We start from the raw sequence: 22,266 nt of genomic DNA, 5'->3' as shown, positions 1-22,266 counted from the left end.
AACCTCAAGATAGGCAGGGAATTAGATCGCGCTATAGCGTTGTGGTCAAAGCCGATATTCCAAAATGTGACAATTGCGTGGATGCGTCATGGGCGCGCTTCCATTCGCGCGATAATCGGCTAAAAGGTGACCGCCGCGGCCGATCCATCAGGCGCTGGCGGCGATTTTTCCGGAATCTGGAGACTTAAGGAATGTTGAGCCGAGCCCTCAGTCTGGCGACGGTGGCGCTTCTGATTGGCTGCCTGTCAGCCGTTTCGGCGCAAGCGCAAAACCTCGAGGCCGGTAAGAGCCCCTCCCAGATCTTCGCAAGCACCTGCGCTGCTTGCCACAAGAGCCCGCGCGGCCTGCTGAAGTCGGTGCCGGCCGGTTCGCTGCCGGGCTTCCTGCGCCAGCACTACACGACGTCCAGCGACATGGCCGGCGTGCTTGCGTCCTATCTGATTTCGAACGGCGCCAACGACCCGCGCTATCAGGCCAAGGATCAACCCAAGGGGACCAAGGAGGGCGCCAAGGGCCGGGACGGCCGGCAGGAAGCCAACCAGTCGCCGGAGCAGCCGTCCGAGCGTCCGGCCCGCCGACGGCACCAGGATGCAGCGCCGCAGGAAGGCGCCAAACCCGATGCCGATGGCTTGAATCCCGAAGGGCGTCCGGGCCGCCACGGCAAGCGGATGGCGCGCCCGAGCGAGACGCCGGAAGGCGCGAAGCCGGATGACGGCCAGACGCCGCAGGCCGTGGGCGAGGGCAAGCCGTCGCGTCAGAAGCACGGCCGCCGCGGCAAGCCCGTCGAGGAGCCGAAGTCCGAGGAGACGCCCAAGGGCGCGGCGACCAACGACGAGTCCAAGACAGAACCCAAGACCGAACCCAAGACGTCCACCCGGCACGATGACAAGGGTGAAGCCGAGAAGCCGGCGAAGCCTGCCGCCGAGCCCGACACGGCAAAGGTCGACGCGCCGAAGAGCAATGGCGGCGGCGAACCGGCTGCCGTGCGATCCGATCCGGTTCCGCAGGTCACACCGGCGCCTGCGGCGGCTGCGCCTGCCGCATCCGAGCCGGCCGCAGCCGCATCTCCCGCTCCGGCGCCAGCCGCGCCGCCGGTGACTGCGACGGCGCCGCCGCCGCCACCGCCCACGACGCCAGGCTCCGGCCCGCCGGAAGCTCCGACCTCGAAGTAATCGCCAACGCCGGGCCGCAAGGTCCGGCGTATTCGTTTGACCATCATTAGAGTGATGCTCTAGAGTGTTAATCTAGTCAGGAGAGGACGACTTGAGCACGGCGCGCGAAGATCTGCTGGCGGCGGGACTGGCGGTGTTCGACCGCGACGGATTTGAGGGCGCGACGGTGGCCGAGATCCGCTCCTGCGCCCGCGCGTCCAACGGCAGCTTCTTCCACTTCTTCACCTCGAAGAAGGAGCTCGCCGGCACCCTGTTCCTGGAAATCCTGCAGGCCTATCACGCCGCGATCATCACCTCGGTCGACGACAGCTGCGGCGCCGGCGAGGGCGTCGCGCGGCTGATCCACGCCCATCTCGATTGGGTCGTGACCTTCAGGCGCGAGGCGCGCTTCCTGTTCGAGATTTCACGCAGCGAGTGGGGCGAGGAGGTGCGCGGTGCGCAGCGCTCCGAGAATTCGCGACTCACCGATGGCATCGAGCGCTGGCGCGCGCCGCTGCTCGCGCGCGGCGAATTGCTGCCGATGAGCGCTGTGCTGTTCTTCAGCCAGATCATTGGGCCGGCGCAGATCTTCTGCCGCGCCTGGCTGTCGGGACGCCATAGCGGCGATCCGCGCGAACAGGTCGAGACGCTGATCGCCTGCGCGATCCGCGCAGTGGTGGCGCCGGGTGCGCCTGAGCGAGCAGGAGGAACGTCATGAGCGAGACCGATCCGGACTTTGCGCCGATCGCGACACGAATTCGCGACAATGTCGGCCGGCAGGGCTTCATGGGTCTTGTCGGTGCCGAGGTGGCCGAGCTGTCGCGCGGCACGTGCACGCTCGCGGTCGACCGCCGTCCGGAGCTGTTGCAGCAGCACGGGCTGTTTCACGGCGGGGTGACGGCGTTTCTGGTCGACAACGCCACCACGATCGCAGCGGCGACGTCGCGCGGCCAGCCGGCGCTGACGGCGGAGTACAAGCTGAACCTGCTGTCGCCGGCGTCGGGCGATCGCCTGATCTGCCGGGCGCGCGTGATCAAGCCGGGACGTCAGGTCGCCGTCGTTGCGGCCGACGTGTTCTGCGTCATCGACGGCAAGGAGAAGCACACCGCGACCGCTTTGGCATCGATCGCCATGCTCGACGATCAGGCGGCGGCACGAATCCAAAGCCCGGCCTGATCGAGGCCGGGCTTCGTAGCGTTTTCGAGCGAACTGGATACCGTTCGCGTGAAGAACACGCGTCAAAACCAGAATCGAGAGCATCGGTTCAGAACCGATGCTCTCTTCGGTTGAGCGATGCAGAGAAGCTTACTTCTCTTCGGCGGCCGGAGCCGGCGCGGCTTCCTCGTCGTGCTGGGCTTCCGGATCGAAGAATTCGCCGGCGGCGGCGAGCGCCTCGGCGGCAGCGTCCTGGTCTTCCTGGCGGGTCGAGATGTCTTCGCCGCGCTTGATCCGCTCGGCCTCTTCGGCGGAGCGGGCGACCGTCACGGTGACGCTGGTCTCGACCTCGGGGTGAACCGCGATCGTCACCTTCTGCGCGCCGATCACCTTGATCGGCGAGTCGAGCCAGACCTGCGGACGGGAGACCGTCACGCCGTCGGCGGCCAGCGCGGTGACGATGTCGCGCACCGTGACCGAGCCGAACAGCTGGCCGGATTCGGAAGCCTGGCGGATGATAACGATGTCGCGGCCGTCGATCTTCTCGGCGACCACGGACGCTTCGCCCTTGGCCTTGATGTTGTTGGCCTCGAGCTCGGCCTTCATGCCGTCATACTTGGCGCGGTTCGCCTCGGTGGCGCGCAGCGCCTTGCCGCGCTTCAGCAAGAAGTTGCGGGCGAACCCGTCCTTGACGCGCACGACTTCGCCCATCTGGCCAAGCTTGGCAACGCGTTCGAGCAGAATGACTTCCATTTTCGTTCTCCTTTAGATGCTAAGTACGGGTTTAAGCGGTTGGATCGAATCTCAGGCCGCGGGCAATGGCGGCGGTCTTGTTTGCAGATAGCGCCGGCGCAGCCCGAACACGGCGTCGGCGATGCCGAGCGCGAACATCGCCACGATTGGCCAGCCGAACATGGCGACGACGGCGTAGACGCCGCCGAGCCAGAAGCCGCGATTGGCGAGCGACAGCGTCAAGGTGTGCAGCACCGCGAAGCCGACCAGCGCATAGGCGATCACGAGCGCCGTCGCGACGATCTGCGCCAGCAGCGCAAGCATGCCGCCGACGAAGCTGGCGCCGACCGCCACGATCAGCGCGACCAGCGTCACGGCGGGGAGCGCGGTGCGACGGAACTCCGGCCACGGTCGGTTCAGTCGCCCGGAGGTTTGCGTGATCTTGCCGGCGAGCCAAAGGTTCAGCGTCAGCGTCACCATGGAGATGACCGTCGCCGCGAGCGGCGCGAAGATCACCAACGCGTCGACCAGCCGTTCGATGTCACCGCTGGGCTGCGCTTCGCCGGCGCTGAGCATCTTGAGCAGGCCGCGCCGTAGCGTGCCGGTGATGGTGTCGGTATCGGTACCGAGCGTGAGCAGCGCGGCGGTCGTGGTAACGATGGCGAAGGCTGCAATCCAGAGCAGGATGCGGCCGACGGGGTACCATTCAAGCGCAGGCGGCTGCTGCTCGGCGCTGTCGCCGGCTGCGCCCGCGATCGGCCGTCCGAGCAGGGCGAGGTGGCCGAGCCACCAGCCGGGCACGGCGACCATCATGGCAAACGCGATGCTGTAGGGAAGGCCGAAGATCGTGCCGAGCACGGATGCCGCACCCACTCCACCAATAGCGGCGGTGAGGGGACCCCAGCCGAGCGCCGCCACCATGATCGGCAGCGATGCGAGATAGAACAGCAATATGGAGATCAGCGCGCCCGAACTGATCGAGGCGAACATCAGCGCCGACGCGGCGCCGGCTGCGAGTGCAACGGTGAATATTCCGATCATCAGCTGTCCCGCCCCCTTCGAGCGGTTAGGGGTCCTGCATCGAGAACCCCAACCATCGGCGACCGGACGACCCGGAAGCCTTATGAGAATGAGCGGCCGGCGGCGCGTGCCGCCGGCCGTCGTCAATTAGCGAATGACGTAAGGCAGCAGGCCGAGGAAGCGCGCGCGCTTGATGGCGCGGGCGAGCTCACGCTGCTTCTTGGCGGACACGGCCGTGATGCGGCTCGGCACGATCTTGCCGCGCTCGGAGACGTAACGCATCAGTAGCTTGGAATCCTTGTAGTCGATCTTCGGCGCATTCGCTCCCGTGAACGGGCAGGACTTGCGACGACGGAAAAACGGACGGCGGGCACCAGCATCAGCCATGATTCATTACTCCTCGGTCGCAGCTTCTTCTTCGCGCGGACGGCGCGGGCCACGGTCGCCACGGAAACCACCACCATCGCGGTCACCACGGAAGCCGCCTTCGCGGTCGCCACGGAAGCCGCCACCACGGTCATCGCGCTCGCGGTCACGGTCGGCCTTGCGCATCATCGCGGACGGGCCTTCCTCGTGCTCTTCGACGCGCACGGTGAGATAGCGGATGACGTCTTCGTTGATCCGCTCCTGACGCTCGATCTCGGTGACGACAGCCGACGGTGCGTCGATGTTCATCAGCACGAAATGCGCCTTGCGGTTCTTGTTCATGCGGTAGGTGAGGGAGCGCACGCCCCAGCTCTCGGTCTTGGTGACCTTGCCGCCGCCCTGTTCGACGATCCCCGTCATCTGGGCCGTCAGTTCATCCACCTGCTGGGTGCTCGCATCCTGACGCGCGAGAAAAACATGCTCATAAAGAGGCATGGTTGTCCTTTCCTGTGTTGGCGCGGTTTCCGGCGACAAGCCCTTCGAGACCTTCGGAAAGGACTCGAGCTGCTCAGAAGGCGGGAGCACGGGACGACGGGCCGACTGGCCCTGCCACATCAAAATCAACGGGTGAGTTTGCTGAGACCGTCCGTTCAGCTCCCGGCCGGAGCCCACGAATGGCGCGCTTATACGGATTTCGGCCGCGAAAGCAAGGGTTCTCGGCCTCCGGATGCGCGAGGCGTCGTAGCCCTCCAGGCAGTTTGACGCAACCTCAGGCGTTTTCCCGTTGATTTCTTTGTTTGTATGTCATACAAATATCTCCGGGAGGACGAGATTATGGGTTCGGAGACCGCCAGCGGCATGTCTGCGCCCGATCCGAAGCACGCGGTCCGCGCGACGCGGTCGGCGGGGCGCAAGATGCGCTCGCTGCTGCTCGATGCCGCCAGCCGCCTGTTCAAGGAGCGCGGGCTCTCGGGCACCTCGATCTCCGATATCGCCGCGGCCGCCGACGCCTTTCCGAGCCAGATCACCTATTACTTCCGCACCAAGGAAGCGCTGTTCGTCGAAGCCGCTAGCCGCGACATGCTTTATCTCGCGCGCGCGACCGAACAGGCCGCCCTGAATGCCCACACCCCGCGGGACTACACCCGCGCCCTGGCCGAGACCGTGACCGCGACCGACACGGTCGCCTTTTTCGCGGAGGCCTTGACCCTCACGCGGCGCCGGCAGGATCTCGCGCCGCTCGTCGAGCGCACCATCGAACGCCTGCACAGCGAAGGCGCGCGCGCCTATGCGGGCCAGGTCGAGCGCCATGGCTGGCGGTCGCTGCGCGCGCCCGAGGAAAGCTCGCGGCGGTTCTGGGCAATTGCGATCGGCGTGATCGTCGAAGGTTTCGCCATGGGCCGTGGCTCCGAGGAAATGTGCCGCGAATTGCTGCGCGCGCTCGGCGAGCAGGCGACATCAACTTCGACGTCGGCCAATGATGCGACGCGTCTGCGCCTGGTCGGCGATCCCAACACTTCATCCTCAACGGACGGGGAGACAAGCACATGACCGCGCTTCGCATGCGAGCTCGCGATTTCCTGACCGAGGACGAACTGGTCGCGGTGCGCGAGCGCAGGACGTGGAAAGGCGCAGCCCTGATCGTGCACGCCTGGGCGCTGATCCTGGGCGCGATCGCGCTGGTCGCGTGGTGGCCCAATCCGCTGACCTATCTGCTCGCGGTTGCGATCATCGGCTCGCGCCAGCTCGGGCTCGCGATCCTGATGCATGACGGGGCGCACGGATGTCTGTCGGCGGACGAGAGGACCAATCTGACGCTGAGCCAGTGGTTCTGCGCCTATCCGATCTTCGCGGAGACCCGCGGCTATCGCCGCTATCATCTGCAGCATCATGCGCGGACGCAGCAGGAGGATGATCCAGATCTCGTGCTGTCGGCGCCGTTTCCGATCACGAAGATGAGCTACCGCCGAAAGTTCTTCCGCGATATCACCGGGCAGACCGGCTACCAGCAGCGCAAGGCGCAATTGCTCAATGCGATCGGGCCGAAGGAGTGGCCGCTGTCGCGGCGCGCCGCCAACTTCTGGCAGAAGCTCGGGCCGCAATGCGTCACCAACGCGCTGCTGTTCGCGGGGCTCGCCGCCGCGGGCGTGTGGTGGGCCTATCCGCTGTTGTGGCTGGTGCCGCTGCTGACCTGGATGATGGTGATCACGCGCATCCGCAACATCGCCGAACACGCCGTCGTGCCTGACAGCTCCGATCCCCTGCGCAACACCCGCACCACGCGGGCCAACGTCCTCGAGCGTCTGTTCATCGCGCCGTACTTCGTGAACTATCACCTCGAGCATCATTTGCTGTTCTACGTGCCCTGCTACAACCTGCCGCGCGTCCACCGCATCCTGAGCGAAAGCCGCTATGCTGGCCGGATGGAAGTGCAGCCGGGCTACGCCGCCGTGCTGCGGCTTGCGACCGCCAGGCCCGCCAACGAGGATCGTCCGGGCCAGCTGGTCAACAGTGCACGCCGGGCGAGGGCCGGCGCCAAGGTTAACGCCGACCAGAATGCCGGCGGGTTCTAGCCCGGAGCCGGACCGGCATCCCCAGGGTTCCTCCGTCGCGGCTTGACAGCACCGCCTCCGTCAGTGTCTTACGGCCCGGTCCGAGGCCGGTTGCAAGGCTGGGCTGCCATGGCTTGGTTGCCAAGGCCTGATTGCCAAGGCTGGTTGTTAAGGCTTGGTTTGCAAGGATTGGCCCGGACCCGCCGTGGCGCGTTTTGCGCGACGCGGATACCGTTTTCCCCTGCCAGGCCTAAAGCGCCTGCGCGGAGATCACGCTCAACAAGGTAGGGATCGCCGATGACGGCAGCATTTACGTTTCCCGGGCAGGGCTCGCAGGCGGTTGGCATGGGCAAGGCCCTGGCCGACGCCTTTCCGGCGGCCAAGGCGGTGTTCGACGAGGTCGATTCCGCGCTGGGCGAGAAGCTGACCGCGATCATCTGGGACGGTCCCGGCGAGACATTGCAGCTCACCGAAAATGCCCAGCCGGCGCTGATGGCGGTGTCGATCGCCACTTTGCGCGTGCTCGAGAGCGAGGCCGGCTTCTCGGTCGGCCGCAACGCGGCCTTTGTTGCCGGGCACTCGCTCGGCGAGTATTCGGCGCTGGCTGCCGCCGGGAGCCTCTCCGTCAGCGACACCGCGCGGCTGCTCCGCACCCGCGGACTCGCGATGCAGAAGGCGGTGCCGGTCGGCGTCGGTGCGATGGCCGCGCTGCTCGGTCTCGACTACGAAACCGCCGTGGCGGTCGCCAACGAGGCGGCGCAGGGACAAGTCTGCCAGGCCGCCAACGACAATGGCGGCGGCCAGGTGGTGGTCTCCGGCGACAAGGCCGCGGTCGATCGCGCGGTCGAAATCGCCAAGACCAAGGGCGCCAAGCGCGCCATGCTGCTGCCGGTGTCGGCGCCGTTCCATTGCAAGCTGATGCAGCCGGCGGCCGATGCGATGGCAGAGGCGCTGTCCGGCGTGACCATCAAGGCGCCCGCGGCGCCGCTGGTCTGCAACGTGCTGGCGTCCGCCATCACCGATCCCGACGAGATCCGCCGCCGCCTGATCGAACAGGTCACCGGGACGGTTCGCTGGCGCGAGTCGGTTGCCTATATGGCAGGGCACGGCGTGACGCGGTTCTTCGAGATCGGCGCCGGCAAGGTGCTGAGCGGCCTCGTCAAGCGCATTGCCGACGGCGCGGTCGGCGTGTCCGTCGGCGGTCCGAACGATATCGCTGCGGCCAAGGACGCGCTCGCAGCTTCGGCTTGAAGCAGCCGGAAGGAGAATTCGATGTTTGATCTGACTGGCAAGACGGCGCTCGTCACGGGCGCAACCGGCGGCATCGGCGGCGCGATCGCGCAGGCGCTGCATGCGCAGGGCGCGACGGTGGCGATCTCGGGGACGCGGCGCGAGGTGCTGGACGGCTTTGCGGCCAAGCTCGGCGAGCGCGTGCACGTGCTGCCCTGCAATCTCTCCAGCAAGGATGATGTCGAGGCGCTGGTGCCGGCAGCGGAAGCTGCGATGGGGCAGGTCGACATCCTGATCGCCAACGCCGGCATCACCCGCGACAACCTGTTCGTGCAGTTGCGCGACGAGGACTGGGACGACGTGATCGCGGTCAACCTGACCGCGACGTTCCGCCTGGCGCGCGCCGCGACCAAACTGATGATGCGCAAGCGCTTCGGCCGCATCATCGCGATCACCTCGATCGTCGGCGTTACCGGCAATCCGGGGCAGGGCAACTACACCGCGTCGAAGGCCGGCATCATCGGCTTGATCAAGACGCTGGGCGCCGAATACGCCAAGCGCGGCGTGACCGCCAATTGCATCGCGCCGGGTTTCATCAAGACGCCGATGACGGATGCGCTCAACGACAAGCAGCGCGAAACCATCCTGGCGAAGGTTCCTGCGGCGCGCCTCGGAACGCCCGAGGACATCGCCGCTGCGGCGGTCTATCTGGCCTCGAACGAGGCCGCCTACGTCACCGGACAGACGATTCACGTCAACGGCGGGATGGCTATGATTTGAGCTGCTGGCCGGCTCTCGCAATGCGGCGAAAAGCCGTTTTCGGGAGCCGGTTCAGGCGTGTAGTCAAGGCTTTGGAAGTATGGTAGCTGAACCCCCCGTGGATGGGCAAAGAACGCCATTGCAGGATTTTGAAACCCTGTATATTGGCGTGGCGACGCCTGCCGTTCGCCGGGGCTTTAGTCGGCTACGACCGGGCCGAATCAAGACTATGCGCGACTGAGTAATCGAGACGACCACGATGGCTCGTATCGTCTTGGGGTCGGGTCCAATGGAACAACGAGGTTGAACGATGAGTGAGATTGGCGAGCGGGTTAAGAAGATTGTGGTCGAGCACCTTGGTGTCGAACCCGAGAAGGTGGTCGATAGCGCGAGCTTCATCGATGACCTCGGCGCCGACAGTCTCGACACCGTCGAGCTCGTGATGGCATTCGAAGAAGAATTCGGTTGCGAGATTCCCGACGACGCGGCGGAGACGATTCTGACCGTCGGCGACGCGACCAAGTTTCTTGAGAAGAACGCGAAGAGCTGACGCTGATCGCGAATTTTGACGGGGCCGGACGGACCGCGATCGAGCGGTCCCCCGGCTTCTTATTATCAGCCGCGCATTGCTGGCCGGAGACGTGGAAATGAGACGAGTTGTCGTCACGGGGCTGGGCATGCTTACACCGCTCGGCTGCGGCGTTGACGCAACTTGGGCGCGCATCCTCGCCGGAGACAGCGGCGGCAAGACGATCGACACATTCGACGTGTCTGACCTGCCGAGCCAGGTCGCCTGCTACATTCCGCGCGGCGACGGCTCCAACGGCACGTTCAATCCCGATCAGTGGATGGAGCCGAAGGACCAGCGCAAGGTCGACGACTTCATTCTCTATGCGATGTGCGCGGCCAAGCAGGCGCTGGACGATGCCAACTGGCATCCGAAGTCGGACGAGGACCAGTTCGCCACCGGCACGATGATCGGCTCCGGCATCGGCGGCCTCACCGGCATTGCCGAGACGGCGGTGCTGCTGAAGGAGCGTGGACCGCGCAGGGTCTCTCCGTTCTTCATTCCGGGCCGCCTGATCAATCTGGCCTCCGGCTACGTCTCGATCGAGCATGGCCTGAAGGGACCCAATCATGCGGTGGTCACGGCGTGCTCGACCGGCGCGCATGCGGTCGGCGACGCGGCGCGGCTGATCGCGCTCGGCGACGCCGAGGTGATGGTCGCGGGCGGCGCCGAATCGCCGATCTCGCGCATCGGCATCGCCGGCTTCTGCGCGGCGCGTGCGCTGTCCACCGGCTTCAACGACACCCCGCAAAAGGCATCGCGGCCGTACGACAAGGATCGCGACGGCTTCGTGATGGGCGAGGGCGCCGGCGTCCTCGTGCTCGAGGAATACGAGCACGCGAAGCGCCGCGGCGCGAAGATCTACGCCGAGGTCACCGGCTATGGCCTGTCGGGCGATGCCTTCCATATTACTTCGCCGCCGCCGGACGGCAATGGCGGCTTCCGCAGCATGAGCATGGCGCTGAAGCGCGCCGGCCTTGCGGCATCCGACCTCGACTACATCAATGCACACGGCACCTCGACGCAGGTCGGCGACGAGATCGAGCTCGGCGCGGTCGAGCGTCTGCTCGGCAATGCGGCCTCGAAGGTTTCGATGTCGTCGACCAAGTCCGCGACCGGACATCTGCTCGGTGCGGCCGGCGCGATCGAGGCGATCTTCGCGATCCTGGCGATTCGCGATAACGTGGTGCCGCCGACCATCAATCTCGACAATCCGTCGGTGCAAACGGCGATCGATCTTGTGCCGCATACGTCGCGCAAGCGTGACGTCAATGTGGCGCTGTCCAATTCCTTCGGTTTCGGCGGCACAAACGCCTCCGTGATCGTGCAGCGCGTGACCAATTAGTAGGTCTTTAGAACTAGTCCACCGTTTTGCCGTATTCCGCGGTGACTCCTAATAGCGGGCGTATGCTATTGGCAGGGCAGGGGTTTGTCCGGCCACGATTCAACCGGCAGGATATTGGTTTGCATCGATGAGTGAGAGGCCGCCCATTTCACCGAGGAGTCCACGCGCCGCGCTGGAGCCCGAACAGCTTCCGCCGCCGCCCAAGCGCTCGGATCGCGCCCGCAATCCCTTCGTGATCGTCGGCAATGCCATCTTCACCATCCTGATCATCCTGATGATCGGCGCCGGAGCGACGTACTACTACGGCAAGCAGGCGCTGGAATCGCCGGGACCGCTGCAGGAAGACAAGATCGTCAACATCCCGGCGCGCGCCGGCAAGCGTGACATCGCCGACGTGCTCTCGCGTGAGGGCGTCATCAACGTCAATCCGTGGGTCTTCATCGGCGGCGTGTTCGCGCTGAAGGCAAGCTCCGATCTCAAGCCCGGCGAATATTCGTTCCAGAAGAATGCCAGCCTGCGCGACGTCATCGCCACCATCGTCGACGGCAAGGTGGTGCAGCACGCCATCACGATACCGGAAGGCCTGACTTCCGAGCAGATCGTGACGCGGCTCTCCGACAACGACATCTTCACCGGGTCGGTGCGCGAGATCCCGCGCGAGGGCACGCTGCTGCCGGAGACCTACAAATTCCCGCGCGGCACCACGCGCGACCAGGTGATCCAGCGCCTGCAGCAGGCGCAGAAGCGCGTGCTCGCCGAAATCTGGGAGCGCCGCAACACCGACACGCCGCTGAAATCGCCGGACCAGCTGGTGACGCTGGCCTCGATCGTCGAGAAGGAAACCGGCCGTGCCGATGAGCGCAGCCGCGTCGCCGCCGTGTTCGTCAACCGCCTGCGCCAGCGGATGAAGCTGCAGTCCGATCCGACCATCATCTACGGACTGGTGGGCGGCAAGGGAACGCTGGGCCGTCCGATCAAGCGTAGCGAGATCACGCAGCCGTCGCCCTACAACACCTATGTGATCGACGGCCTGCCGCCCGGACCGATCGCCAATCCCGGCCGCGCCTCGCTGGAGGCGACCGCGAACCCGGCGCGCACCCGCGACCTGTTCTTCGTCGCCGATGGAACCGGCGGCCACGCCTTCACCGAAACCTACGACCAGCACGCGAAGAACGTCGCCAAGCTGCGCGCGTCGGAGAAGCAGATCCAGAACGACACGGTCGAGCCCGCGGATGATCCGGCGCCTGCCGCCGCGGCGCCCGGCGCCGATACCAATCCCACGGCGACGACGCCGAAGCCAACCAATCAAAAGAAGCCGCCGCGCGGTCGGCAGGGCGCAGCCCAGCAGACCAATTCGCCGCCGGTGGTGCAGCGCTAAAGCGCGATGCGATCGTCGCGCTTTAGCTTCTTGTTTGAGCACGATCTTTCGGAAAACCGCTTCACACTTTTCCGGATCATGCTGTAGCTCTGCGTTTCCGGAGGTGGAACGTAATTCCACTTTCACGGAATCCGTTTTAAGGTCGCACCGGCTCCCCACGAGTCTCGCAGGCTCCGGGTGAGTCCCATATCCTTCTGTTGGAGAGTTCACGCGATGGCGCTGTCGAGCATGACTGGCTTTGCCCGAAGCCATGGCGCAAGCGGTCCCTATACGTTCGAGTGGGAGCTGAAGTCGGTCAATGCCAAGGGCTTTGACCTGCGGTTGCGGCTTCCGCCGGGCTGGGACGAACTGGAAGCGCTTGCCAAGAAGCGGGCCGGCGAGCTGCTGTCGCGCGGCACGGTCTACGCCAATCTCAGCGTCAAGCGCACCGACGCGGCGCAGACGATCCGGATCAATGAGGACGTGCTCGCCGCCTTGGTGAAGGTCGCAGGCACGCTCGCGCAGCGGATCGACGCGGTGGCACCGAGCATCGACGGACTGCTCGGCATCAAGGGCGTCATCGAGGTGGTCGAGCCCGAGAGCAGCGAGGACGAGGACAAGGCGGCGCGCGAGGCGGCAGCGATGGCGTTCGAGCAGGCGCTCGGCAGCCTCGTCGAGATGCGCCGCCGCGAGGGCGATGCGCTGGGGCAGATCCTGATGCAGCGGATGGACGAGATCGAGCGGCTCGCCAAGCGCGCCGAGACCGCTCCCGGCCGCAAGCCCGAGGCGATCAAGGCGCGGCTTGCCGAGCAGATCGCAGCGCTGCTCGAGACTTCCGACCGCTTCGATGCCGACCGCCTGAACCAGGAGGCGATCCTGATCGCCACCAAGGCCGACATCCGCGAGGAGCTCGACCGCATTGCTTCGCACATCGCCCAGGTGCGCGAGATGATCGGCAAGGGCGGTCCGGTCGGACGCCGGCTCGACTTCCTCGCCCAGGAATTCAATCGCGAGGTGAACACCTGCTGCTCGAAGTCGAACGACGTCGAGCTGACCAACACCGGGCTTGAAATGAAGAACGTGGTCGAGCAGTTCCGCGAACAGGTCCAGAATCTGGAGTGAATGATGACGGCGCGGGGTTTTGACGGCGTTGAGCGGCGCGGACTGATGTTCGTCCTGTCGTCGCCCTCGGGCGCCGGCAAGACCACGCTGTCGCGCATGCTGCTGGAGCGCGAGCTGGGCCTGAAGATGTCGGTGTCGGCGACGACGCGGCCGATGCGGCCGGGCGAGGTCGAGGGCCGCGACTATTTCTTCGTCGACAAGAAGAAGTTCGAGACGATGGTCGAGCACGGTGAACTGCTCGAATGGGCCACCGTATTCGACAACCGCTATGGCACGCCGCGCGCGCCGGTCGAGGCCGCCCTATCGGTGGGGCAGGATGTTCTGTTCGATATCGACTGGCAGGGCACGCAACAGCTCCACCAGAAAGCCAGCGCCGATGTGGTGCGGGTGTTCATCCTGCCGCCGTCGGCCGCCGATCTCGAGAAGCGGCTGCATACCCGGGCGCAGGATTCGGAAGAGGTCATCCGCGGACGGATGAGCCGCGCCAGTCATGAGCTGAGCCATTGGGCGGAATACGACTACATCGTCGTCAACCACAACGTCGACGACGCCTTTGCCGAGGTGCAGTCGATCCTGAAGGCCGAGCGCCTCAAGCGCGAGCGCCGCACCGGCCTCACCGAATTCGTGCGCGGCCTGCAGCGTCAGCTCGAGAAGTAGCAGGTTGAAGCCGTGACGCGATCGCGGGGGATCGCATCACGGTCATTTCCTTCAGCGCACTCTAGTTCGCAGCGCTGCGCGCAAGCCGCTGCAGCATTGCGGCGATCTGCTTGTTGTCCTGCTCTCTTTGATCCCGATCGCGCGCAGCCTCCCGGCGAGCAGCCGACGTCTCGGCGCGGCGTGGAGCGGGAGGCGTCTCGGCATGGCGCGGCACGGGTGTCTCGGCGCGGCGCGGCGCAGCCTCGGACAGACGCAGCGGACGATCCCGGCTGACAACTGCCATCGGGGGCGCCGGCTCGGTGTGCAGCGAATCCCACGGCGCGTGCCACTCGTCCTCGGTCTGGTAGGGCGCCGAGCGCCTGCGGGTCAACCCGAACACCAGCGCGCTGACCATGCCGGCCAGCGCCAGCGCTCCAACCATCACGATCAGCAACATCTGCGTCGACGATGATTTCTCCACCGACGCCTCGGCTGTGGCGGCAGGCGCCGGCGCGGCCGCCTGTTGCGGTGTCGCGTCAGCCTGCGCGACCACGGTCGGCGGGTCCGCGGCGCGCCGGGTTCCGTTGGTTCCGGCCATGCTCGAGGCATCCAGCCACCTGGCGTTCACGTCGGACGGCTGGGCGTTGGCACCCGGTGCTGCCGGATCAGTCGCGGCTGCCGTTCCACCGGCCTGGGTGGCGTCGGCGCTTGGCGCAGGCACGGCCGCGACCTGCGGTGAGGGCCATTCGGCATGGGCATCGGCGACGGATTTGCGCATCGCCGGCTGCTGCGGCGCGGGCTGGCTCTGCGGCGCTGCCTGGCTCTGTGGCGGCGTCGCGTCGGCCGTTGTGGTATCGGGCGCGGCTGCCGCTGGCGGCTGCTGTGCGGTCGTGGTCGCTGTCTTGGCCGCCTTGTTCTTGGCCTCGCCGAGATACCAGCACTTCTTCTTGCTGCGATCGAGATGGTAGAACCAGTGGCTTCCCGCAGGCGCGGTTCCCTTGGGCGCGGACAGACAGGTGTCCGCCGTGTTGGTGCTATTGGCCGTATTGGCGGCGGTCTGGGCCATGGCGCCGAAACTGGCGCCGGCCAGCATGCTGGCGGCAAGCGCCGCAGCGAATTTCGCTGAACGATTTGACATACGCGTCCCCGGTATCTCTTTTTTTACGCAAACGCTGGAGATCCCAATCTCGGCAAAGAGTTGGGTCGCAATGCGCCGCAAATCCGGAACGGGTAGGGCTTAATTGGGGCTCGCGGGGTGCCGCAATTGCGGCGGGCCGGTGGCCGCGGAACACGAACTGAACGATGGCTTCGTTCGACTGTCGGGTTCCACCGGAGCGGCCGCGTCCCGCCGGCGGTAGCAGCACCGGCGGGATGTCATGTGTCAGCATGATCTTTTGTCAGCATGATCTTTCGAAAAACCGCGTCACGCTTTTCCGGATCATGCTCTAGTTCTTCAGGACGATGCGTCCGACGACCTTGCCGGCGCGCAGCTCGTCGATCCATTTCTGGACATCGGCCATCGGCTCTTCCTTCATCGGCGTCGGCTTGATCTTGCCGGCGCGGGCCAGCGCCATCAATTCCTGACCTTCGGCCAGCGTGCCCACCATGAAGCCTTCGATGGTCATGCGCTTGTACACCCACTGCACCATCGGCAGCGTGAACTGGCCGCCCATCAGGCCGGACACCACGATCTTGCCGCCGCGCGCGACCGTCGACACCGCAAACGCCATCGACTTCTCGTTGCCGGCAAAGTCGACGACACCGTCGAAGCCGCCGTCGCTCTCCTTCAGCATGCGCTTGACGACATCGGGCTCGGCCGGGTCATAGGCGGCCGCCGCGCCGTTCTTCAGCGCGGTCTCGCGCGCCGCGGGGCTGAGATCGGCAACCGTGATCGGCTGCTTGAACATCGCCTGCGCGAATGACAGGCCCATCATGCCGACGCCGCCAAGGCCGATCAGCAGCAAATTGCGCTGGCGCGGACGATCGACCAGGCGCTTCAGCGCGCCATAGGCGGTGACGCCGGAGCACATCAGGGTGGCGGCCTGGTTGACCGGCAGCGGGTCGTAATCGAGCAGGTATTTTGCGTCGGGCACCAGCACGTGGGTGGCGAAGCCGCCGTCGATCGAGACGCCGAGGAAGCGCTGCTTGACGCAGAGATTCTCGTCGCCGGCGAGGCAGTCGCGGCACTGGCCGCAGCCGATCCACGGGAAGACGGCCTTCTTCGTCCCGATCAGATCCTTCGGCGCATCGGGGCCGACCTCGTCGACCACGCCCGCGATCTCATGGCCGAGCGTGAAGGGCAGGGTCATGCCGCGGGTGGTATCGAGCTTCTTGCCGCCGCCGAGATCGGCGTAGCCGTCCTGGATGTGGAGATCGGAATGGCACAGGCCGCAGCGCTCGATGCGCACCAGCACTTCGCGTCCCTGGGGCTTCGGCGTGTCGACGATGGTTTCGCACAACGGTGCATCGAATTTGACGAGGGATTGGCGAACCATACGCGCCATTACGTTTTCTCCTGTTGTTCTATTTTGTGGCCCGTATATCGGCCAATTCCCGGGCCATGGCAACAAAGCCCGCGACCGGAATGGTCTCGGCGCGCCGTGTCGCGTCGATACCGGCTGCGGCAGCAAGCCGCGCCGGATCGACCGACAGCGATTTCAGGCTCTGGCGCAGCATCTTGCGGCGCTGGCCGAAGGCGGCGGCCGCGACCTGCTCGAGCATGCGGCGGTCACACGGCTCGGGCGCGGCGCGCGGTATCAATCGTACCACCGAGGACGTGACCTTCGGTTGCGGCACGAAGGCCGCGGGCGAGATGTCGAACAGGATCTTGGTCTCGGCGCGCCAGTTGGCGAGCACCGCGAGCCGGCCATACGCCTCCTCGTCCTCATGGGCGACGATGCGCTCGGCGACCTCGCGCTGGAACATCAGGACCATCATATCGTACCAGGGCGGCCACGGCTCGATCGACAGCCAGTCGACCAGCAGCTGGGTCGCGATGTTGTAGGGCAGGTTGGCGATGACCTTGGCCTTGGCGCCATCGAGCAAGGGACGCGGGTCAAAGTGCTGTGCGTCTCCATGCACGATCTCGATGCGGCCGGGATAGCGCTTGGCGATGTAGTCGAGCGCGGCCAGCGCCCGCTCGTCGCGCTCGATGGCGATCACGCGCTTTGCGCCCAGCGCAAGCAGCGCGCGCGTCAAGCCGCCGGGACCGGGGCCGACTTCGATCACGGTGGAGTCTTCCAGCGGGCCCGCGGCGCGGGCAATGCGCGCGGTGAGGTTGAGATCGAGCAGAAAATTCTGGCCCAGTGATTTGCGCGCCGACAGCGAATGCTCGCGAATGATGTCGCGCAGCGGCGGCAGATCGTCGATCGTGCTCACTTAGCTTGATGCCGCGGCCATGCGCGCGGCGAGCCGGAGGGCGGCGATCAGGCTCGACGGATTGGCCTTGCCGGTGCCGGCGATATCGAACGCCGTGCCGTGATCGGGCGACGTCCGGATGAACGGCAGTCCCAGCGTGACGTTGACGGCGTCCTCGAACGCGACGGTCTTGATCGGGATCAGCGCCTGGTCGTGATACATGCAGATCGCACAGTCATAGGTCTTGCGCGCGGCTGCGTGGAACATGGTGTCGGCCGGCAGCGGGCCTCGGACGGCAATGCCATCGCGGCGCAGGATCTCGACCGCGGGCGCGACGATCTCGACGTCTTCCATGCCGAGCGTGCCGTCTTCACCGGCATGCGGATTGAGGCCGGCAATGGCGAGCCGCGGCGCCGCGAGGCCGAACCGCGCCTTCATGTCCGCGACCACGATCCGAGCGGTTGACACGATCAAGTCGGTCGTCAATTGCGCCAGCGCCTCGCGGACCGACACATGGATCGTCACCGGGACGACGGCGAGCGCCGGCGACCACAGCATCATCACCGGCTGCGGCGCGCGCCCGCCGCTTGCGGCAAGCTCGGCCAAGAACTCTGTGTGGCCGGGATGCCGGAAGCCGGCGCGGTACAGCACGTTCTTGGCGATCGGATTGGTGACGACGGCGCTGGCCTTGCCAGCGGCGACATCGGCGACGGCCTGCCGGATCGACGCGAGCGCCGCATCCGCACTCGTGCCGTCGGGCTGGCCCGGTAGCGCCTTCGCCGCCTTGCCGGTCGCAACGACGGGGAGGGCGCGTGCGAACGTCGCGGATGCCTCCTCGGCGCTGACCTCGGCCAATTCGACGGCAAGCCCGAGCGTCTTGGCGCGTTCGGCAAGCGCGGCACGGTCGCCGAGCAGATAGAACGGCGGGAGATCGAGTTCGCGGCGTCGCAGCCATGCGGCGAGCGTGATATCGGGGCCGATGCCTGCGGGCTCGCCGGATGTCAGTGCGAGAGGTTGAGCCATGCGTCAACGATAGTCGATCATCGCCCGCCTGGATATTCGATCATCGCGGCTTTCCGGACTTCCTGCAGATAGGCCTTCGACTTCGCCTCGTACTTCTGCACGTACATCTTGTCGCGCATCTCACGCTTCTTCGGCGTGTCGACGGTGGTTGCCTTCCGGCCGCAGAGGGCGACCATTTCGATGCCCTGCTTGGTGACCTCTGGAGGGGTGAGGTGGCCGACCGGGGTCTTGTCCAGGATGTCGCGCAGCGACTGCGGCAGGTCGGCCGAGGTCTTCACGACGATCTCGCGGATCGCGGCGTTGCGCATCGACTTGAAGGAGGTGTTGGCTTCCTCGCAGCTGGTGACGCGCTCGCGCAGGCTGTCCGCTTCCTTGCGGCGCCCCTCGAACTCCGACTGCGGCGCGCCGCGGGGCACGATCAGAACGACCGGCTGCATCCTGTATTCGAATGCCTCGGCCTCAGCCGTCCCTCCGGTCTCCTTGACCGCGTTGGCGACGTCCTTTTCGCCAACCTGCAGGCTTTCCTTGAAGCGGCCGCGGACCAGGCTGGTCCAGACCATGTCGGCCCTGATGCGCTGCTTCAGCGTGTCCGGGCGGATGCCCTTACCCTCGAGCACCTTGGTGAGCTGGTCGCCGGAAAGCCGCATCCGCTGCGCCATGCCGCCGAAGGACTGGTCGATATCGCCGGCTGAGGGATCGACGCCGAATTTCTTGGCTTCCTTGATCTTCAGCTTCTCGTCGATCAGTTCGTCGAGGACGGTCTTCCGATCGGGCGTCTTGCCGCCGGTCAGCGCGTTCAGCTTGGCGCGCTGCTCGATGTCGTAATTGGTGATGGGCTCGCCATTGACCATCACGGCGATGGTCTGGGCATGCAGTCGCGCACCGCCTCCAAGCAGGAGGAAAAGAGCCAGCAGGAAACTCAACACTAGCTGATAGCGGCGCGTTGGCAGGCTAGCGGTCGTCATTATCGTCATGTCAGCCGTTTAAACCAATTCAAGCCGGAGCCACAGGCCTGCAGGCAATCCACGCCCCCCGCCAGACCGCTCGCTCGCTACTGCATGCCAGCCGAACTGCTGGTCGTGGAGGTTTGGGCGATCGTCCGCAGCCCGATCTGGAACATGAACGCGTGGCTGAGGACGGGCGGCGTCGAGCCCGCCTGATAGGTATAGGACGTGACATAGTTGGCGGCCAGCACGAAGCAGTCGTCCACATAGCCCGCGCCGAACGCGTACTGGTTGATTTTGTTCGCTTCAAGGTCCCAGCGCGCCGCGCCCTGAACCACCCAGTTCGCCGCCACCTTGATCGATCCGCTGGCGAGGATGCCCTCACGGCGCGTCAAATAGCCAAGTTCCGGCTGCGCGGCATAGTCGCCGTACATCAGGCTGACCGACCAGCGGTCGAAGTTCGCGCTGGCCTGGGCCTCGAACCGATTGATGTTCCAAGTCGCCTCGTCCATCCGCGAGCGGACGCTGAACGTGTAGGTGCGGTTGGGCGAGTAGGCGAGGCTGGCGACATAGTCCGAGCGCGGATTCTGCAGGCCGGAGTCGACGCCGGTGTTGGTGACGTCCGCGACCGCGAACGAGTTCAATCCGAACATCTGGTAGGACTGTCCGAACATCGCCTTGACGCTGCCGCCGCGATCGAACTGCGTGGTGGCCTGCACGCCGACATTGGCGCGGCTGCCGCCCTCGACGCGGTCGTAGCCGGAGAACTTGTCGACCGCGAACAGGTTCGAGGTATCGAACACCAGGCTCTGCGCGTCCTCGTTCGGAAGCTTGCCGGCGTCGGGCTCGTTTGGCCGGATGATGACCTGCGCAATCGGCTCGATGGTCGTCGTGCCCCACGGCTGCACGTTGATGAAGGGGTAGCGGTATTCGAAGCCGACGGTCGGCATCAGGCGGACCGTCTGGGTGTCGCCGACCGGCAGGAAGTTGGAAACGCCCGGCTGGTTCGAGATGTCGGCGTTGATGGCATCGGCGCGGACGCCGACGAACGGCGTCCAGATCTGGCCGAGCGGGTCGGTATAGGATTTGCGCCACTGCGCCTCGGCGGTCAGCCTTGTGTAGGTGCCCGGCATGCCGCGCAGCAGGCACTGCGACGGCGTCCGCGCCATCGGATCAGCGGACGTGGTCGTGCACAACGGGTTAAGGGGGTTGGCGGCTTGTGCCGTGATCGGGTCGAACACCGCGGTTTCGCGGGTCAGGTTGGTGAAGTTCACCTTGTAGCTAAACTCGCCACCGAGGATCGGGCTGTTGATCACGTTGTTGTAGTCGATGACAGGCGCGACCACCGGAACCTGGTTCTGGTTGCCGGAGTAGCTGAGATAATAGATCGCGCGCGCGTCGAAGAAGCTGCGGTTGCCGACGCCGGTCAGATAGAGCTGCGAGATCGCCTCGGTCGGCAGCGACAGGAACGATCCGAACGGGTCCTTGTACTGGGCCAGCCGGTAATCGGACATGAAGTAGTAGTCGGACAGCAGCACGCCGTCCCAGCCCCAGGTCCATTTGTCGTTCAGCGCGAACTGACCCTTGGTCTCGATACCGCCGCGGAACTGGCGGTCACCGGGCTGGCCCTTGAAGGCGTCCTGATCGAGCTGGTCGATGCCGTAGAGCCGGATCTGATAGGCGCCGTTCGACAGACGCTGACGGAATTCGCCCTGGAAGAGCACGCCCTGCTTCGACGTGATGCGCGGATTGAAGGTCGCGTCGAAGTCCGGCGCGAGCGCGAAGTAATAGGGGATTTCGACGCCGACGCCGAACGCCGAATACGTGGTGAAGCCCGGCATCAGGAAGCCGCTCTTGCGCTTCACGGTCGGATCGGGCGTCGAGAAGTAGGGCAGATAGGCCATCGGAACGCCGAAGAATTCGAGCTGGGCGTTCTCGAAATAGAGCATCTTCTCGGTCTGGTTATGGATGATGCGCGCGCCCTTGACCTGCCAGAGCGGCGGCTTCTTCGGATCATCCTTACAGGGAGCGCAAGCGGTATAAACGCCGTTGTCGAACACCGTGTAATTGCCGCTGGACCGATCGGCGCGGGTCGCCGCCATGCGGGTCTGGTCTTCAGTGTCGACGCGCAGCGAATCGACGAAACCGTCGCGGTAGTCGTCGCTGAGATCCATGATGTTGGCGTAGGTGATTTTGCCTTCCGCATCGGTCATGCGGATGTTGCCTTCGGCATGAAGACGCTTGGTCTTCTGGTCGTAGATGACCTTGTCGGCCTCGACGCTGGTGCCGTTGTAGAACATCTGGACGTTGCCGACGGCCGAGATGCGCTGGTTGTTGTAGTCGTAATCGACCTCGGTCGCCTGAACCAGCATCTGCCCGTCATTCTTGGCCGGCGGGCGGGGCGGCTTCGGCGGACGCGGATTGTAGGTGAAGGCTTGCGCGGCAGCCGGCGTCGACGCGACCACGTCGAGCGCGCTGACCACGACGAACGCGGCGAGCAGAGCTGAGATCGAAACGCCAAACGCGGCCATGCGGCTCCGTTGACGGCGCAGGGCACTGCGCCGCCCGAGAGCAGGCGACCTCAACTGGCGGGCGGCGACGATAGCCACTACCCGTCCTCCTGGTACAGCAAGGCTAAGAAACCGGTGAGGCTGCCCACAACGACGGGCAACCACGCCGCAGCGATGGGATGCATCAACTCAGCCTTGCTCAAATCTTCAGTTACTTTCGACAGCACGTAGAGCAGAAAGCCTGCGCCCACGCCACTCAAAACCATCTTCTGCACGCCGCCCATCCGAAAGAAGCGGAGGCTCACAGAAGCCGCCAACATCACCATCGCAGCCAGCAAAAACGGCTGTGCGATGAGCTTGTGATACTGCAAGCGATAGCCAGCCGTCGCGAACCCTGAGCTCTCCGACGAACGGATGTAGTTCTGTCTCTTATACACAT

23 protein-coding genes are annotated in these 22,266 nt (G+C 65.5%); 12 read left to right on the top strand and 11 right to left on the bottom strand.

Annotation, left to right across the window (positions count from 1 at the left end):
* Window positions 1–191: 191 nt before the first annotated feature.
* From IF803_RS35030 to IF803_RS35020, 3 genes are all read left to right on the top strand, one after another.
* Entirely contained in the window at window positions 192–1,172 is a 981-nt protein-coding gene (locus tag IF803_RS35030) for a hypothetical protein (RefSeq protein WP_411780618.1), read from the top strand.
* Window positions 1,173–1,263: 91 nt separating this feature from the next.
* Entirely contained in the window at window positions 1,264–1,869 is a 606-nt protein-coding gene (locus IF803_RS35025) for a TetR/AcrR family transcriptional regulator (RefSeq protein ID WP_411780617.1), read from the top strand.
* Window positions 1,866–2,327 carry a PaaI family thioesterase gene (locus tag IF803_RS35020; RefSeq protein ID WP_137482783.1) on the top strand — a complete coding sequence of 154 codons (462 nt, stop codon included), beginning with the start codon at window positions 1,866–1,868 and terminating at the stop codon, window positions 2,325–2,327. The genes IF803_RS35025 and IF803_RS35020 overlap by 4 nt, the downstream gene beginning before the upstream one ends.
* 129 nt (window positions 2,328–2,456) lie before the next feature.
* On the opposite strand, the gene rplI is transcribed toward IF803_RS35020, so the two are convergent.
* From rplI to rpsF, 4 genes are all read right to left on the bottom strand, one after another.
* Window positions 2,457–3,059 (bottom strand): 50S ribosomal protein L9, encoded by a 603-nt coding sequence (gene rplI, locus IF803_RS35015; RefSeq protein WP_212057593.1) that lies wholly within the window; start codon window positions 3,057–3,059, stop codon window positions 2,457–2,459.
* A 51-nt stretch (window positions 3,060–3,110) separates the two neighbouring features.
* The gene (locus IF803_RS35010; RefSeq protein ID WP_411780616.1) at window positions 3,111–4,079 is read right to left on the bottom strand and encodes a YybS family protein; all 969 of its coding nucleotides are present in this window, start codon (window positions 4,077–4,079) and stop codon (window positions 3,111–3,113) included.
* A 126-nt stretch (window positions 4,080–4,205) separates the two neighbouring features.
* Window positions 4,206–4,445: a 30S ribosomal protein S18 gene (rpsR, locus tag IF803_RS35005; RefSeq protein WP_016844287.1), complete on the bottom strand. Its 240-nt coding sequence runs from the start codon at window positions 4,443–4,445 to the stop codon at window positions 4,206–4,208.
* A gap of 6 nt (window positions 4,446–4,451) precedes the next feature.
* A complete protein-coding gene (gene rpsF / locus IF803_RS35000) occupies window positions 4,452–4,919 on the bottom strand; it encodes a 30S ribosomal protein S6 (protein ID WP_026192679.1) in 468 nt (155 codons plus the stop codon).
* 339 nt (window positions 4,920–5,258) lie between these two features.
* Here rpsF and IF803_RS34995 point away from each other — a divergent pair, with 339 nt between their 5' ends.
* The 9 genes from IF803_RS34995 (at window position 5,259) to gmk (ending at window position 14,014) form a co-directional block, all read left to right on the top strand.
* Window positions 5,259–5,975 (top strand): TetR/AcrR family transcriptional regulator C-terminal domain-containing protein, encoded by a 717-nt coding sequence (locus IF803_RS34995; protein WP_461195357.1) that lies wholly within the window; start codon window positions 5,259–5,261, stop codon window positions 5,973–5,975.
* Window positions 5,972–6,997 (top strand): fatty acid desaturase family protein, encoded by a 1,026-nt coding sequence (locus tag IF803_RS34990; protein WP_461195356.1) that lies wholly within the window; start codon window positions 5,972–5,974, stop codon window positions 6,995–6,997. Before IF803_RS34995 ends, IF803_RS34990 begins: the two co-directional genes overlap by 4 nt.
* Before the next feature lie 276 nt (window positions 6,998–7,273).
* Window positions 7,274–8,227 (top strand): ACP S-malonyltransferase, encoded by a 954-nt coding sequence (fabD, locus tag IF803_RS34985; RefSeq protein WP_461195355.1) that lies wholly within the window; start codon window positions 7,274–7,276, stop codon window positions 8,225–8,227.
* Window positions 8,228–8,248: 21 nt separating this feature from the next.
* Entirely contained in the window at window positions 8,249–8,986 is a 738-nt protein-coding gene (fabG, locus tag IF803_RS34980; protein WP_024581467.1) for a 3-oxoacyl-[acyl-carrier-protein] reductase, read from the top strand.
* Between the two features lie 289 nt (window positions 8,987–9,275).
* Window positions 9,276–9,515, top strand: coding sequence for an acyl carrier protein (locus IF803_RS34975; RefSeq protein ID WP_002716125.1), 240 nt, complete (start codon window positions 9,276–9,278; stop codon window positions 9,513–9,515).
* Between the two features lie 97 nt (window positions 9,516–9,612).
* Window positions 9,613–10,878, top strand: coding sequence for a beta-ketoacyl-ACP synthase II (gene fabF, locus IF803_RS34970; RefSeq protein ID WP_028344799.1), 1,266 nt, complete (start codon window positions 9,613–9,615; stop codon window positions 10,876–10,878).
* Between the two features lie 127 nt (window positions 10,879–11,005).
* A complete protein-coding gene (gene mltG / locus IF803_RS34965; protein WP_016844279.1) occupies window positions 11,006–12,256 on the top strand; it encodes an endolytic transglycosylase MltG in 1,251 nt (416 codons plus the stop codon).
* Between the two features lie 213 nt (window positions 12,257–12,469).
* Window positions 12,470–13,357 (top strand): YicC/YloC family endoribonuclease, encoded by an 888-nt coding sequence (locus IF803_RS34960; RefSeq protein ID WP_461195354.1) that lies wholly within the window; start codon window positions 12,470–12,472, stop codon window positions 13,355–13,357.
* A gap of 3 nt (window positions 13,358–13,360) precedes the next feature.
* Window positions 13,361–14,014 (top strand): guanylate kinase, encoded by a 654-nt coding sequence (gene gmk / locus IF803_RS34955; RefSeq protein WP_461195373.1) that lies wholly within the window; start codon window positions 13,361–13,363, stop codon window positions 14,012–14,014.
* A 61-nt stretch (window positions 14,015–14,075) separates the two neighbouring features.
* Here the strand turns inward: gmk and IF803_RS34950 are convergent, their stop codons facing one another.
* The 7 genes from IF803_RS34950 to IF803_RS34920 form a co-directional block, all read right to left on the bottom strand.
* On the bottom strand, window positions 14,076–15,131 hold the full coding sequence (locus IF803_RS34950; RefSeq protein WP_461195353.1) for a hypothetical protein: 1,056 nt from the start codon (window positions 15,129–15,131) through the stop codon (window positions 14,076–14,078).
* Between the two features lie 307 nt (window positions 15,132–15,438).
* A complete protein-coding gene (locus IF803_RS34945; RefSeq protein WP_028344804.1) occupies window positions 15,439–16,497 on the bottom strand; it encodes an alcohol dehydrogenase in 1,059 nt (352 codons plus the stop codon).
* 19 nt (window positions 16,498–16,516) lie between these two features.
* Entirely contained in the window at window positions 16,517–17,371 is an 855-nt protein-coding gene (gene rsmA / locus IF803_RS34940) for a 16S rRNA (adenine(1518)-N(6)/adenine(1519)-N(6))-dimethyltransferase RsmA (RefSeq protein WP_461195352.1), read from the bottom strand.
* Window positions 17,372–18,373: a 4-hydroxythreonine-4-phosphate dehydrogenase PdxA gene (gene pdxA, locus IF803_RS34935; RefSeq protein WP_461195351.1), complete on the bottom strand. Its 1,002-nt coding sequence runs from the start codon at window positions 18,371–18,373 to the stop codon at window positions 17,372–17,374.
* Window positions 18,374–18,390: 17 nt separating this feature from the next.
* Window positions 18,391–19,338, bottom strand: coding sequence for a SurA N-terminal domain-containing protein (locus tag IF803_RS34930; protein ID WP_028344807.1), 948 nt, complete (start codon window positions 19,336–19,338; stop codon window positions 18,391–18,393).
* Between the two features lie 86 nt (window positions 19,339–19,424).
* Window positions 19,425–21,848 carry an LPS-assembly protein LptD gene (locus IF803_RS34925; RefSeq protein ID WP_411783154.1) on the bottom strand — a complete coding sequence of 808 codons (2,424 nt, stop codon included), beginning with the start codon at window positions 21,846–21,848 and terminating at the stop codon, window positions 19,425–19,427.
* Window positions 21,849–21,925: 77 nt separating this feature from the next.
* Window positions 21,926–22,266: LptF/LptG family permease (locus IF803_RS34920; RefSeq protein WP_461195350.1), on the bottom strand; the 341-nt coding region annotated here is incomplete at its 5' end.

The organism is Bradyrhizobium sp. UFLA06-06 (assembly GCF_054820065.1).
This window is presented reverse-complemented; position numbering and strand designations above follow the sequence as displayed.